Source organism: Lentzea pudingi (assembly GCF_014646255.1).
GTDB lineage: Bacteria > Actinomycetota > Actinomycetes > Mycobacteriales > Pseudonocardiaceae > Lentzea > Lentzea pudingi.
In genome coordinates this window covers 835,699-849,830 of sequence record NZ_BMNC01000001.1, presented here as the reverse complement: position 1 = coordinate 849,830, position 14,132 = coordinate 835,699, and the positions used below count along the sequence as shown (strand labels likewise).

The 14,132-nt window shown below is 70.6% G+C and carries 12 protein-coding genes; 4 read left to right on the top strand and 8 right to left on the bottom strand.

Annotation, left to right across the window (positions count from 1 at the left end):
• Positions 1-113 precede the first annotated feature (113 nt).
• Positions 114-245, top strand: coding sequence for a beta-galactosidase small subunit-related protein (locus tag IEY88_RS45415; RefSeq protein WP_373294018.1), 132 nt, complete (start codon positions 114-116; stop codon positions 243-245).
• 40 nt (positions 246-285) lie between these two features.
• Positions 286-1,290, top strand: coding sequence for an LLM class flavin-dependent oxidoreductase (locus tag IEY88_RS03835; RefSeq protein WP_189153118.1), 1,005 nt, complete (start codon positions 286-288; stop codon positions 1,288-1,290).
• Here the strand turns inward: IEY88_RS03835 and IEY88_RS03830 are convergent.
• Positions 1,287-2,549 (bottom strand): lanthionine synthetase LanC family protein, encoded by a 1,263-nt coding sequence (locus IEY88_RS03830; RefSeq protein WP_189153117.1) that lies wholly within the window; start codon positions 2,547-2,549, stop codon positions 1,287-1,289. The two genes, IEY88_RS03835 and IEY88_RS03830, sit on opposite strands and share 4 nt — an antisense overlap.
• A gap of 25 nt (positions 2,550-2,574) precedes the next feature.
• Here IEY88_RS03830 and IEY88_RS03825 point away from each other — a divergent pair, with 25 nt between their 5' ends.
• Together IEY88_RS03825 and IEY88_RS03820 are read left to right on the top strand one after the other, a co-directional pair.
• Positions 2,575-3,420 (top strand): aminoglycoside phosphotransferase family protein, encoded by an 846-nt coding sequence (locus IEY88_RS03825; RefSeq protein ID WP_189153116.1) that lies wholly within the window; start codon positions 2,575-2,577, stop codon positions 3,418-3,420.
• A gap of 30 nt (positions 3,421-3,450) precedes the next feature.
• A complete protein-coding gene (locus IEY88_RS03820; RefSeq protein WP_189153115.1) occupies positions 3,451-6,477 on the top strand; it encodes an AfsR/SARP family transcriptional regulator in 3,027 nt (1,008 codons plus the stop codon).
• A gap of 19 nt (positions 6,478-6,496) precedes the next feature.
• Here IEY88_RS03820 and IEY88_RS03815 read toward each other — a convergent pair whose 3' ends face one another.
• The 7 genes from IEY88_RS03815 to IEY88_RS03785 all read right to left on the bottom strand — a co-directional run bounded on the left by IEY88_RS03815 (position 6,497) and on the right by IEY88_RS03785 (position 14,128).
• The gene (locus IEY88_RS03815; protein ID WP_189153114.1) at positions 6,497-7,270 is read right to left on the bottom strand and encodes an ABC transporter permease; all 774 of its coding nucleotides are present in this window, start codon (positions 7,268-7,270) and stop codon (positions 6,497-6,499) included.
• Positions 7,267-8,217 carry an ATP-binding cassette domain-containing protein gene (locus tag IEY88_RS03810; RefSeq protein WP_189153113.1) on the bottom strand — a complete coding sequence of 317 codons (951 nt, stop codon included), beginning with the start codon at positions 8,215-8,217 and terminating at the stop codon, positions 7,267-7,269. The genes IEY88_RS03815 and IEY88_RS03810 overlap by 4 nt, the downstream gene beginning before the upstream one ends.
• Positions 8,218-8,284: 67 nt before the next feature.
• Positions 8,285-9,397: a MalY/PatB family protein gene (locus IEY88_RS03805; protein ID WP_189153112.1), complete on the bottom strand. Its 1,113-nt coding sequence runs from the start codon at positions 9,395-9,397 to the stop codon at positions 8,285-8,287.
• Between the two features lie 59 nt (positions 9,398-9,456).
• Positions 9,457-10,941 carry an alpha/beta hydrolase gene (locus tag IEY88_RS03800; protein ID WP_189153111.1) on the bottom strand — a complete coding sequence of 495 codons (1,485 nt, stop codon included), beginning with the start codon at positions 10,939-10,941 and terminating at the stop codon, positions 9,457-9,459.
• 74 nt (positions 10,942-11,015) lie between these two features.
• Positions 11,016-11,765, bottom strand: coding sequence for a glucose 1-dehydrogenase (locus tag IEY88_RS03795; protein WP_189153110.1), 750 nt, complete (start codon positions 11,763-11,765; stop codon positions 11,016-11,018).
• Positions 11,766-13,271, bottom strand: a complete 1,506-nt coding sequence (locus IEY88_RS03790) for an aldehyde dehydrogenase family protein (protein ID WP_189153109.1) — start codon at positions 13,269-13,271, stop codon at positions 11,766-11,768.
• An 8-nt stretch (positions 13,272-13,279) separates the two neighbouring features.
• Complete coding sequence (locus tag IEY88_RS03785; RefSeq protein WP_189153108.1) at positions 13,280-14,128, bottom strand: SDR family NAD(P)-dependent oxidoreductase; 849 nt, start codon at positions 14,126-14,128, stop codon at positions 13,280-13,282.
• Positions 14,129-14,132 lie beyond the last annotated feature (4 nt).

Sequence of the window (14,132 nt, the reverse complement as noted above, 5' to 3'; positions counted from 1 at the left end):
GGTCGGCGGCTGCGGATCGTGGGCGAGCCGGTGTTCGACTTCACCGCCCGCCGCTGGGCCAGCGAAGACCTGGACGCTGCACGGCACACCCACGAACTGCAGCCCGTGACCGCGTGTACCTCAACCTCGCCCAAAACGGCCTCGGCACCGCGTCGTGCGGACCGGGCGTGCTTCCGCAGTACCGGCTGCACGCGCGGAAGACGTCGTTCGCGGTCACGTTCGTTCCAGCATCTGGACGTAGTTGAGATGTCATCTAAAATCGGGAGGAGACGCTGAGGAGGATTCGTGCCGCGGAAGTCAGAGCCGTTGCGGAAGCTGGGTTTTCTCACCATCGGGCTGTTCGACGAGAACGACCCGGGAGCGGGTCACCGGTCCACGCTCGACGTGATCGTGCTGGGCGAGGAGCTCGGGTTCGACAGCGCGTGGGTGCGGCACCGCCACCTGCAGTTCGGCATCTCGTCGCCGGTCGCGGTGCTCGCCGCCGCCACCCAGCGCACGAGCCGGATCCAGCTCGGCACCGCGGTCATCCCGCTGGGCTGGGAGAACCCGCTGCGGCTCGCCGAGGACCTGGCGACGGTCGACGTGCTGTCCGGCGGGCGGCTCAACCCCGGCGTGAGCGTCGGGCCGCCGATGCACTGGGACGACGTCAAGCACGTGCTGTACCCGGAGACCGCCGACGTCGAGAACTTCAGCTACGACCGGGTGAAGCGGCTGCTGGACTTCGTCGGCGGCGAGAAGGTCGCGTCGTTCAGCGGTGTCGAGGGCATCGAGGTCTGGTCGGACCGCGTCCAGCCGCACTCGCCCGGCCTGCGCGACCGGATCTGGTACGGCGGCGGCAGTCTGCGGTCGGCGCGCTGGGCCGGCAAGAACGGGCTGAACCTGCTGGCCAGCAACGTGATCCAGTCCGAGGGATCGCTGGACTTCGCGCAGACGCAGCGCACGCTCATCCAGGCGTTCCGCGAGCACGGCGGCGGCCGCGTCTCCCAGGGCCTCGTGGTGATCCCGACCGACTCGGCCACGCCCGAGCAGCGTGCGAAGTACGAGGCGTACGTCGCCGGACGTGCGGACCGGGTGGGCAAGACGTTCGGGCCGCGCGACTTCATGTTCGAGGGTGACATCGTCGGCACGTCCGCCGAGATCGCCGAGCGCCTCTACGCGCACGTCGCGTTCCAGGAGGTCGACGAGGTGGCGTTCGCGCTGCCGTTCAGCTTCGCGCACGAGGACTACGTGCAGATCCTCACGGACATCGCGACGAAGCTCGGCCCGGAGCTGGGCTGGTCGCCCGCCTAGAGGGTCCACCAGGTGTCGATGCGCGGGACGGACCGCGCATCACCCTCGGCCACGCGCGCGGCGTGGAACAGGAACCCGGCGATACCGGCCGCACCCTGCATCCAGCCGACGCCCGGCGGCAGCAACGGGTCCTCGTCGCGGTGCTCGGTGAACCGCCAGCACACACCCTCGCCGTCCGCGATCGCCCGTTCCACCAGCACATCGGCCAGGTGCAGCGCGAAGTCCGTGTGCCGGCCCGAGTCCAGCAGCACGTCACCGACGCCCGCCGTCCCGCAGCACCGGCCGTCGTTGTCCCAGAACCCCGGGTACTTCCGCTCGGGCAACCCGGAGACGCGGATGCTGTGCAGGCACCGGCGCCGCCACTCGTCCACGTCGACACCGGCCACCTCGGACACCCCCGCGCGCCGCAGGGCGGGCCACAGCAACGAGGTCCCGGTGGGCCCGTGGCACCAGCCGTAGCTGAACTCCTCGAAGCCTTCCAGGCGCGGGATGCGCAGCGGCGCCCGGAATCCGCCGTCGGACGTGTCGCCCAGCGTCACGAGGTGCTCGGCGCCGGCGGCAGCGGCCTCGACGAGGTCCGGGCGCCCGAACTCGGCCCCGGCCAGGGCGAGTGCCGTCGCGACGCCCGAGAGGCCGTGCGAGAAGTTGGGGGTCTCCCGCTGCTCGACGGAGAACCGCACCGGCACCATCCGCCAGTTCAGCCCGCCGGGCACCTCTTCCCGTTCGGCCAGCAGGATTCCGGCTGCTACGTGGGCGAGATCCTCGGCGCCCGCCACGCCGTGACGACGTGCCCACACCGCGCCCAGCAGCACCCCGGCCGTGCCCGCCGTCACGTCGTGGCACCGGGCGCCCTCCCGAAAGCGCGGCGGGACGAGGTGCTCGTGCACCCATCCGTCCGGTGTGGACAGTTCGAGCAGCCTGGCCACCGCTTCCCCGGATCCCGGCGCGTCCAACGCCGTCAGCACGCCCAGTTCGCTGACCAGCCCGTTGAAGAAGCTCGCCTCGGCCGTCCCGTTCGCCCGGACTCGTGCCACGACGGCCTCCGCCAGCTCCTCCTCGCGCGCCGTCCACTCCCTGCTCAGGCGGATCTCCGCCAGCACGTGCGCCAGCCCGCCGACGCCCGCGTACATGCTCGTCCGCCACTCGCCCGGCAGGTCCCCACCCGCGAACTCCGGGATCCAGACCCCCAACTCGTCCTCGCGAACCTGATCCAGCACCCATCGCCAAGCGCGCTCGGCGGTCCCCCGGTACGTCCCCATGCTCTCGATCATTACATTGGCCGGGGTGCAGCGAATCCTCGAAGCCGCGGGACTCACCGAAGTGACGACGTGCCCGTTGGGCGGCGGCACCTACAACTCGGTGTTCCGGGTGTCCGCGCGCGAGGGCGAGTTCGTGCTCAAGATCGCGCCTGACGCGCCACCGGGCCTGACCTACGAACGGCACCTCATGCGCACCGAGGCGATGTTCTGCCGGCTCGGGTCCGCGGTCGCACCGGTGCCGGAGGTCGTGTACGCGGACGACACGGCGCTCCTGGCCACGTGCCTACCGGGCGAACCCCTCTTCGGACGGTCCGACGTCGACCGCCCGCAGGTCCGTCGCGAGCTCGGAGCCGCCGTCCGCGCGGTGCACGGGATCACCGGGCCCGGTTTCGGCTATCCGCAGCTCGGCCTGCACGAGACGTGGACCGGGGCGTTCTTCGGGATGTTCGACGCGGTGCGGGCCGACGCCGAACGCTTCGGCGTCGACCTCCCGACCACCGATCTCACCCGGCACGCCAAGGCGTTCGACGAGGTGGAACGTCCCGCGCTGGTGCACTTCGACCTCTGGGACGGCAACGTCCTCGCCGGCACCGGGCTCACCGGGCTCGTGGACGGTGAGCGGGCGTTCTGGGGCGATCCGGTCGCGGAGTTCGTGTCGCTCGCGCTGTTCGGCGAGATCGAGGACGACCCGGACTTCCTGGACAGCTACCGCTTCGAGTTCACGGACTCCGCCCGCGTCAGGCTGGCCGCCTACCAGGCCTACCTCTACTCGATCATGCTCACCGAACGGGTGCCGCGCGGCAGTACCGACGAGGGGTTCGAGCGGCTGGTCAGGGACGCGCTGGGCCGCGCACTGGGTGTTCTCGCCTGATCGCGGCCGGTGATCTGGAAAGCTGGAAGCGTGCGCGTGGTTTTGCTGGGCCCGACGACCGTCGAGACCGAGGACGGCACACCGGTCGACATCGGTGGTGCCCGCGTCCGCATGCTCGTCGCCCGCCTCGCGCTCGACCCCGGCCGCCCGGTGCCGACAACGACGCTGATCGACGACCTGTGGGGTGAGCAGCCGCCGGCCGACGCCGTCAACGCGCTCCAGTCGCTCGTGTCGAGGCTGCGCAAGGTGTGTCCCGTCGCGCTGGAGCCGGGCGGGTACCGGCTGGGCGTGGCGACCGAGGACGTCGACGTCTTCCGGTTCGAACGGCTGCGCGCCGCCGGGCGGCTCGACGAGGCGCTCGCGCTGTGGCGGGGGGACGCGCTGGCCGACGTGCGGGAGGCGCCGTTCGCCGCGCCGACCGCCGCACGGCTCGAAGAGGCACGTCTGTCCGTCGAGGAAGACCGGGGCGAGCTGGACGTCGCCGCGCTGACGGCGCTGCACGAGAAGCACCCGCTCAGGGAGCGGCTGGCAGGCCTGCTGATGCGGGCGTTGTGCGCGCAGGGCAGGCAGTCCGACGCGCTGCGCGTCTACGCCGAGGTGCGCGGCAGGCTGGCCGACGAGCTGGGTGTGGATCCGTCGCAGGAGCTGCAGGACGTGCACCTGGCGGCGTTGCGCGGTGAGCTCGGGCCGCGGGCGGTGGCCGACCGGTTGCCGGTGCGGCTCACCAGCTTCGTGGGGCGGGAGGCCGAGGTCGCGGAGATCTCCGGGCTGCTCGGACAGGTCCGGCTGGTGACGCTGGTCGGGCCGGGCGGTGCGGGCAAGACCCGGCTCGCCACCGAGGTCGCGGCACGGCATCCGTTGCACGCCAAGGGTCGTGTGTGGTTCGCGGCGCTGGCCGGAATCCGGGCGGCGGAGGACCTGGCCGGTGCGGTGCTCAGCGCGTTCGAGGTGACGTTCGCCGGGGACCCGCGGCGGCGGGCCAGCGAGGGCATGAACCGGATCGCCGAGGTGCTCGGTGCCGGGGAGTCGTTGCTGGTGCTGGACAACTGCGAGCACCTCATCGGCGCGGCGGCCGAGTTCACCACCGAGCTGCTGCGCCGGGTGCCGAACCTCCGCGTGCTCGCGACCAGCAGGGAACCGCTCGCGATCGACGGCGAGTCGTTGTGCCCCATCGGTCCTCTCGCCGTGCCGGACGGGCAGGCGGACGTGTCCGGGTTCGGTGCCGTGCGGTTGTTCCTCGACCGGGCGAGCGCGGTGAAGCCCGGCTTCCGGCTCGACGAGTCCACTGTGGACGACGTGCGGCTGATCTGCCGCCGGCTCGACGGCATGCCGCTCGCGCTGGAACTGGCGGCGGCACGGCTGCGGTCGATGACGGTCCGGCAGATCACCCAGCGCCTGGACGACCGGTTCCGGCTGCTCACCTCGGGCAGCCGCACCGCGCTGCCGCGCCAGCGCACGTTGCGCGCGGTGGTCGAGTGGAGCTGGGACCTGCTGACGGACGAGGAGCTGCGGCTCGCCCGGCGGCTCGCGGTGTTCCCCGCCGGCGCCGACCTCGCCGCGATCGAGGCGGTCTGCCTGCCGGACTCGTTCTACGTGCTCACGTCCCTGGTCGAGAAGTCCATCGTGGACGTCGTCGAGCTCGACGGCGAACCGCGGTACCGGATGCTGGAGACGATCAGGGTCTGCGCCGACGAGCAGCTCAACGCCTCCGTTGAGAAGCGGGAGGTCGTCGGCCGGTTCCGGCACTACTACCGCGAGCTGACCGAACGGTGGGAGCCGCTCACCCGCACCGCGCGCCAGCTCGAGGCGATCGACGTCTACGAGGCGGAGCAGGACAACGTCGTGGCCGCGTTGCGCGGGGCGATCGACGACCGCGAGGTCGAGCTGGCGGCGGACCTGCTCGGCGCCACGTTCTGGTACTGGCTGGTCAAGGGCGACAACGAACGCGCGGAGATGTCGGTGCGCGACGTGCTCGCGCTCGGCGATCTGCTGCCGCCGGACCGGTTCGCGACGTTCCGGGCGATGCAGCTCATCATGGCCGCGGTGCCGGGCGTGACGGACGCGGTGGAGGCCGCGGCCGTCATCGACCGGTGCGTGGACAGCGGTGCCGTCCAGAAGTACCCGTCGCTCGCGATCGCGTTGCCGATGCTCGCGTTCCTCAGCCAGAACTTCGAGCTCGCACGGCGTGAGGTGCGGCGGGCCGCGGCGAGCGAGGACCCGTGGGCGCGGGCGGGCGCGGAGTGGGCGCTCAGCTTCATGCTGGTCGACGAGGGGGATCTCGACGGCGCCGAACGGGCCCGTGACCGTGCGTACGACCAGTTCACGGCCATCGGAGACCGCTGGGGCTCGGCGATGACGCTGGGCATGAAGGCCGCGTTCGTCTCGCACACCGGGGACAACCAGGCGGCGATCGACCTGTACGAACGCGGGCTGGCCGTGGCGACGGAGCTGCGGTCGCAGGACGACGCCGTGCAGCAGCGGTGGCGGCTCGCGGTGGAGTACGCGCGGATGGGCGACCACACCGCGGCCGCACGCGAGGTGGCCGCCGCAGAGGAGTTCGTCCGCGGCGTCGGCAACGACCAGCTGTCCACGATGCTCGACTACGCGAAGGCCGAGGTGGAGCTGCGCGCGGGCAGGGTCGAACAGGCACGCGCGCTGAGCACCAAGTTCAAGCAGCGCGCCACCACGTCGTCCGTGCTCGGGTCGTTCATCACCGAGTGGGTGGCCATGCTCGACGCCCGCATCGCGATCGCCGACGGCCGGTTCGACGACGCCGCGGCGTTTGCCGGGGTGGCCATCCGGACAACGTCGGAACGCGGTGACATGCCGGACCTCGCGATGGTCGCTGAACTGCTGGCACTCGTCCGCCACGCGCAGGGTGACGCCGATGCGACCGTGCGGGTGCTCGCGCTCGCCCAGCTCATCCGCGGCCGCCTCGACATGGGCGACCCGGACGTGCGGCGCCTCGTCGCCGAGCTCGGCGAGCCGGAAAGACTGACGATCACCAAAGCCGAGGCGCTGCAACGGATACGTGAAGAGGCGGGCCTCAGCAGCTGAGGCCCGCCTCCGAAAGTGGTCACACGCGCTTGCGGTACGCCCACATCGCCAGCGGGAAGAACACCGCGACCGCGCCGGCCATCCAGATCAGCGATCCGGTAAGCGGCCCGGCGATCGCGCCGCCGTTGAGCAGCCCGCGCAGCGCGTCCGAGAGCAGGCTGACGGGGCTGATGTCCGCCCACGCCTTGAGCCAGCCCGGCATCGTCGAGGTGCCGACGAACACGTTGCTGCCGAACGTCAACGGCATGATCAGCACGAACATCATGCCCTGCACGGCCTGCGGCGTCTTGAGCAGCATGCCCACGAACACCGACGCCCAGCAGAAGCACAGCCCGAACGCGATCGTGAGCCCGGCCGCGATGAGCAGCTCGACCGGTCCGGTCTGGATCCGGAAGCCCATGATCGTGGCGACCACGAGCAGCACGACGATGCACACGACGTACCGCACGATGTCCGCGAGCACCGCCCCGACCAACGGCGCCGAGCGCGCGATGGGCATCGAGCGGAACCGGTCGAACACGCCCTTGGAGACGTCCGTGTTCATCTGCACGCCTGCGGTCATGCTGGCCTGCAGGATGTTCATCACCATGATGCCCGGCACCAGCATCTGCAGGTAGCTGTCCGTGCTGCCGGCGAGCGCGCCACCGAACAGGTAGGTGAACATCACCAGGAAGATGATCGGCGCGAGCGTGACGTCCATCAGCTGCTCGGGGTTCTTGCGGATCTTGAGAATTCCCCGCCAGGCCAAGGAGAAGCCGTGGCGCATGCCCCTGTCCAACGCGATGGTGCTCATGCCAGGCTCCCTTCGGTCTGCTTGCCGGTGAGCGCGAGGAAGACCTCGTCGAGCGAGGGCAGCCGCAACGCCAGTTCGTCCGCGGTGATGCCGGCCTCGTCGAGCTTGCGGACCAAAGTGGACAGCAGCACCGGGTCGTTCACCGGCGCCGTCAGCAACCCCGTGTCGTCGTCACGGGTCGGGCGCGCCCCGGTCAGGTCGCCGAGGATCCGGTACACCACGTCGAGGTCGCGCATCGACGTCGGCCGCACCTGCAGCGTCTGCCCGCCCACGCGCCGCTTCAGCTCGTCCGGCCGGCCCTCGGCCACGACGCGACCGTGGTCGAACACGGTGATCGAGTCGGCGAGCTGGTCAGCCTCCTCCAGGTACTGCGTGGTGAGCAGGACCGTCACGCCGTTCGCGACGAGCTTGCGCACCACCGCCCACACCTCGTTGCGGGCGTGCGGGTCCAGCCCCGTGGTCGGTTCGTCCAGGTAGAGCACGGACGGGTTGCCGACGAGGCTGGCCGCGAGGTCGAGCCGCCGGCGCATGCCTCCCGAGTACGTCTTGGCGGCCCGTCCGGCGGCGTCGGTGAGCTCGAACCGCTCGAGCAGCTCCGCCGCCTTCGCTCGCGCCCCCGCACGGGAGTGGTCCAGCAGACGGGCCAGCAGCACGAGGTTCTCCGTGCCGGAGAGGTCCTCGTCCACCGACGCGTACTGCCCGGTCAGGCCGATCAGCGACCGGACCGCCCTCGGGTCCTTGAGCACGTCGTGCCCGTGGACCGTGGCGTGCCCCGCGTCCGGGCGCAGCAACGTGGCCAGCACCCGCACCGCCGTGGTCTTGCCCGCGCCGTTCGGCCCGAGCACACCCACGACCTTCCCCTCCGGCACCTCGAGGTCGACGCCGTCCAGCGCCTTGGTCTCCCCGTAGTGCTTGACCAGGCCTTCAGCCCTGATCGCGAGTGCCATCGTTCCTCCCTGTGTCTCCCGGGGGAACTGTGCGCCGCCGCGCTGGCAGGCCGCTGGCAGAGCGCTGTCAGCGGCTGGCAGCCATCCGGCGCACGGCCTCGGTGATGATCTCGGGCGACGTGCCGAGGTTGAACCTGACGTGGCCCTCTCCCCCACTGCCGAACTCCCGGCCCGACATCAGCGCCACCTTGCCCCGTTCGACGAAGAACGCGGCCGGGTCGTCGCTGATGGCCCGGCAGTCGAGCCAGGCCAGAAAGGTCGCCTCGGAGGGTTCGTAGCCGATCTCGGGCAGGTGCTCGGTGAGCAGGGTCTTGAGGAGCTTCCGGTTCTCGTCGAGGCCGTCGAGCAGGGCGTCGAGCCACTCGCCGCCGTGCGTGAACGCGGCGGCGTGCGCGATCGTGCCGAAGTGGCTCGGTCCGTGGCTGACCTCCTCGGGCAGCCTCGCGAGGTCGTCGGTGTTCGCGACCGCCACCGCCGCGCGCATCGCCGCCAGGTTCCAGCCCTTCGACGCGGACATCAGGCACATCCCCTGGTCGTCGACGCTCAGGTACGGCACGAACCGGGCGCTCCTGGAGACGAGCGGCGCGTGGATCTCGTCGGCGATCACGCGGACGCCGTACGTCCTGGCCAGCTCGGCGAGTGCCGTCAGCTCCCCCGCGGTGTGGACGGTGCCGGTCGGGTTCTGCGGGTTGCACAGCAGGTACACCGGGCGGTCGGCCTTGACGTGCCGGAACGTCCGCTCGATCACGCCGAGGTCGAGGCGCCCGTTCGTCAGCGGTGCCTCGATGACGGCGCGCCCCAGGCTCCGGACGAACAGGTAGAACGGCGGGTACACCGGCGGGCTGACGATCACCGGGTCGCCGGGCCCGGACACCAGCTTGATCAGCTCGACGGCGCCGAGCATCACGTCGGACACGAGCGCCGCGCGTTCCACGGGCAGGTCCCAGCCCCAACGTTCTCGTGCGAACGCCGCGAGCGCCTCCTGGTAGGCGGTCCCGGCCGGATAACCGGTGTCGCCCAGTTCCAGGGCGTCGACGAGGGCCTGCTTGATCGGCTCGGCCGGGTCGACGTCCATCTCGGCCACCCACAGCGGGAGCACGTCGTCCGGGAACTGCCGCCACTTCACGCTCGTGCGCCGCCGCAACCGTTCCAAGGACACCTGACTCAGCGGGTTCAGCATGAAACCCAAGGTAGGTCACCCCGGAGGGCCCCACCAGCGAGGTGAGGCCCTCCGAAGTCTCAGGCGAACGGCGACTTGTCGATGCCGCACGTCTTCTGAGCAGGCAGCACACCGGTGAACAGGTACTCCCGCTTCGCCTTCTCCGCGCACGCGCTGCGCACGTACATGGAGGTGTGCCCGTACCCCTCGACGGTCAGGAACCCCGTGCGGGCCATCTCCGCGGCACCGTCACGAGCACCGTGCAACGGCGTCGACGGGTCGAACCTGCTGTTGATGAACAGGATCGGCGCCGACGTCCAGCGGTTCCACGGGCCGGTGTAGCGGTCGTCGTCACGGCCCTGCCAGAACGCGCAGGCCATCATGTCGAACACCACGGCCCGGCCCCAGTACGGCACGCGCTGGTCCTCGCTCTTGCCGTACTTCGTGTACGTGGCCGCGTCACGCGGGAAGTCGCTGTCCGAGCACTGCACGGCGTTGAAGGCCTCAAACCGGTTCGAGGTGTAGTCGGCGGCGGACGCCGTCAGCGAGGCCGGTGCCTCCCAGACGCCCTGCAGCACGCGGGCCAGGTCCTGCCAGGTGTCCGGCTGCGCGAGCGAGTCCCACACGGTGGTGATCAGCGAGACGCGGTCGAACCGCCCGTCCGGCGTGGTGACCGGGGACGCCGTCACCCGTGCGACGAGGTCCGCCCACTTCTGCTTCAGGTCGCCGCCGGCGAACGCGCACTGGGCGCCCGGTGCCGCACACAGCTTCAGGAACTGGTCGAACGTCTCGGCGACACCGCGCGGCACGTCCTGGCGGGTGTCCAGCGGCACGGTCCTGCCCTGGTCACCGTGCCCGGTGGCGTTGCCGATGAAGTCGAGCGAGCCGTCGAACGCGAGCGCGCGCACCTTGTCCGGGAACATGTTCGCGTAGATCGCGCCGAGGTGCGTGCCGTACGAAATGCCGTGGTACGTCAGCTTCTTGTCGCCCACGGCCTTGCGCAGCAGGTCGAGATCACGAGCCGTGTTGGCGGACGAGACGTGGTCGAGCAGGTCGCCGGACTTGGCCTCACACCGCCGCACGAACTCGCGGTAGCTGTCGAAGAACGCGGGCTCCTGCGCCGCGGTGTCCGGGTAGACCGGGATGGAGTTGAGGAACGCCTGCTGCTCCTCGACGCTGTCGAAGCACCGCACCGTCGCCGACCGGCCGATGCCGCGCTGGTCCCACGACACCACGTCGAACCGCGACCGCAGCTCGGACGAGAACAGCCATTCCCACTTGCCGCGCGCCCGCAGTCTGTCCACACCGGACGCACCGGGCCCGCCGAAGTTCACGAACAACGAGCCGATCCGCTTCGCCGGGTCGGTCGCGGGCAGCCTGATCAGCGCGAGGTCGATCTTCGCGCCGTAGGGCTGGTCGTGGTCCAGCGGCACCTTCGCCGTCGAGCACTGGAACCCGTCCTGGCAGTCCTGCCAGGACAGAGCAGGCGTCTGCGCCTCTTCGGCCGCCAGCGCGGCCGGCGCCAGTCCGATGACCAGCGCGGCCGTCAAAAGTAGTGATTTCACATGAAGCTCCCCAGTTCCTGACCTCTCGACCACGAAGACGCCGATGAGATCAACCGGGTTGCGTCTGGCAAATGTCAACCGTTCAGCGCGTGCGTCGCGGTCGCCCCTCCGTCGACCACGAACTCCCCGCCCGTGCAGTACGCGCTGTCGTCGCTGGCCAGGAACAGCACGACGTTCGCGACGTCCTCCGGTTGCCCGATCCGCCGCAACGCGAGCTTCTTGCCGATCGGCGAGACGTCGATCGTGCGGCCCAGCGCCTCGCTGACCATCGGGGTGTCGATGGCGCCGGGATGCACGGAGTTCACCCGGATCCCGTGCTGGCCCAGCTCCATCGCGGCGACCTTGGTCATGCCGCGGATCGCGAACTTCGACGCCGTGTACGCCGTCAGGTACGGCATGCCGCCCAGACCCTCGACCGACGACACGTTCACGATCGACCCGCCACCGGCCTGCTTCATCGACGCCACAACGGATCGCATGCCGAGGAACGTGCCGACCTGGTTGATGCCGATCACCCGCTGGTAGTCGGCGAGCTTCGTGTCGGCCAGCGCGGAGAAATGCAGGATTCCGGCGTTGTTCACGAGAACCGTGATGTCGCCGAACGTCTGCACGGTGAACGCGACGGCCTCGGCCCACTCGTCCTCCGACGACACGTCCAGGTGGCAGTACTCGGCGCCGAGTTCGGCCGCGAGCTCCTTGCCCTGGTCGTCGAGGACGTCGGTGATCATCACCCGCGCGCCCTCGGCGACGAACCGGCGTGCCGCGGCGGCGCCCTGACCCCGGGCGGCGCCGGTGATCAGGGTGACCTTCCCGTCCAGCCGCATCTACATCATCTCGTCGGTCAGCGGCATCATCACGGTCTTGAGCTCGGTGTAGGCCTCGTAGGCGCTCTGCCCGCCCTCGCGGCCCAGGCCCGACTGCTTGTAGCCGCCGAACGGGATGTGCGGTTCGAGCTGGAAGCCGTTGATGCCGACCATTCCCACGCGCAACGCCTTCGAGACGCGGAACGCGCGGCGCACGTCGTTGGTGTACACGCCCGCGCCCAACCCGTACTCGGTGTCGTTCGCGATCCGGACGGCCTCTTCCTCGGTGTCGAACGGCACGACCGTCAGCACCGGGCCGAAGATCTCGTCACGGGCGATCGCCATGTCGTTGCTGGCGTCGGCGAAGATCGTCGGGGCGACGAAGTTGCCGGACGCGTAGTCGCCGTCGAGCCGGGTGCCGCCGGTGACGAGGCGGGCGCCTTCCTCCTGGCCGCGTTCGATGTAGCCGAGCACGCGTTCGAGCTGCTTGCCGTTGATCAGCGGGCTGGCGAGCACGGCCGGGTCGAACGGGTCGCCGAACGTCACGGCGGTCGCGAGCATCTGCGCCATCGAGAGGAACTCGTCCTGCGCCTCCCGCTGCACCAACGCCCTGGTGTGCGCGACGCACGCCTGCCCGGACAGGCCCATCGTGACCATGCCCATGCAGGTCATCGCGGCGAGGCCGACGTTCGGCGCGTCCGCGAACACGATCGCCGGCGACTTCCCGCCCAGTTCCAGGGAGACGCGCTTCATCGTCGCGGCGGAGGCCTCGACGATCCGGCGGCCGACACCGCGGCTGCCGGTGAAGCTGATCTTGTCGACACCGGGGTGGGTGATCAGCGCCTCGCCGGTCGGGTTGCCGGGGCCGGTAACGAGGTTGACGACGCCCTCGGGGAGGCCCGCCTCGAGCAGCAGCTCGACCATGCGGATCACGCAGAACGACGCGAACTCCGACGGCTTCACCACGACCGTGCAGCCGGCGGCCAGCGCGGGTGCGAGCTTCTGGGCGAACAGCACGAACGGCGCGTTCCACGGCAGGATCGCCGCGACGACGCCGACCGGTTCGCGGAACGTCATCGCGAGGTGGTCGCCGCCCTGGTACGGCGGCAGGGTCTGGCCGCCGACCTTGTCGATCCAGCCCGCGTGGTGGTCGAAGATGTCCGCCGCGATGCCGACCGAGGTGGCGTAGATCTGGCCGAACGACAGCGGCACGCCGTTGTCCAGCGCCTGCAGGCCGCGCAGTTCGTCGGAGTGCTCCCGGAGCAGATCCCCGTACCTGCGCAGGACCTTGATCCGCTCGCTCGCCCGGCTGCGCGCCCAGGTGCCCTCGTCGAACGCCTTGCGGGCGGCCAGCACCGCCTCGTCCACGTCCTTCGCGGACGCTACGGCGAAGCTGCCGATCTCCTCGCCGGTCGCGGGGTGGTGGTGGGTCCAGGTCTCGTCGGCCTCGCGGAACTCGCCCCCGATGAGGAGCCGGCCGTCCTTGAGGCCCAGCGTCTCGCGGTGCGGGTGGACGGTGAGCGCCACAGCTCCTCCTACAGTGCCATCGTTTCCGTACAGGCGAAGGTCCTTTGTGGATCCCGGTCGGCGAAGTGGCCGTCGAGATCGGTGAACGCGCCGAACTTCTGCTCGACGGTCGGCGGTGCCATCAGCGCGACCATGCCGCCGTGCACGACGAAGACCTGTCCGTTGATATTCTCCCCGGACGGTCCCGCCAGGTGTGCCACGAACTTCGCGACGTGCTCGGGCGCCAGCGAGTCGTCGCCCTCCGGTGCGTCGCCGAACACGTGCGCCGTCATCTGGGTGCGGGCGCGGGGGCAGATCGCGTTGGCGCGCACGCCGTACCGGCTCGCGCCCCGGGCCGTCGCCACGGTGAGCGCCGCGATGCCCGCCTTGGCCGCCGCGTAGTTGGCCTGGCCTTCCGAACCGAGCAGGAACGCCTCCGAGGAGGTGTTGACGATCCGCGCGTAGACCGGTTCGCCCGCCGCCTTCGACTGCTGCTTCCACAGCGCGACCGCGTTGCGCGACAACAGGAAGTGGCCGCGCAGGTGCACCCGCACGACCAGGTCCCACTCCTCGTCGGTCATGTTGAACAGCATCCGGTCGCGCAGCACACCCGCGTTGTTCACCACGACGTGCAGTCCGCCGAACTGCTCCATCGCGGCGGTGACGAGGGCGTCGGCGGTGCTCCGCTCCCCCACGTCACCCTCGACCACGACGCACTTCGCGCCGAGTTCCTCGATCTCGGCCGCGGCGGCGTCGGCCGATCCCGGCAGGTCGTTGAGCACGATCGACGCGCCCGCCCGCGCGAGCTCGAGTGCTTCCGCGCGGCCGAGCCCGGCACCGGCGCCGGTGACGACGGCGACCTTCCCCGCAAGGTCCACAAGA

Coding starts and splice junctions, on each gene's coding strand:
- IEY88_RS03830 (WP_189153117.1), bottom strand. CDS start 2,549: ATGGGGACGTACCGGGGGACCGCCGAGCGCGCTTGGCGATGGGTGCTG.
- IEY88_RS03815 (WP_189153114.1), bottom strand. CDS start 7,270: ATGAGCACCATCGCGTTGGACAGGGGCATGCGCCACGGCTTCTCCTTG.
- IEY88_RS03810 (WP_189153113.1), bottom strand. CDS start 8,217: ATGGCACTCGCGATCAGGGCTGAAGGCCTGGTCAAGCACTACGGGGAG.
- IEY88_RS03805 (WP_189153112.1), bottom strand. CDS start 9,397: ATGCTGAACCCGCTGAGTCAGGTGTCCTTGGAACGGTTGCGGCGGCGC.
- IEY88_RS03795 (WP_189153110.1), bottom strand. CDS start 11,765: ATGCGGCTGGACGGGAAGGTCACCCTGATCACCGGCGCCGCCCGGGGT.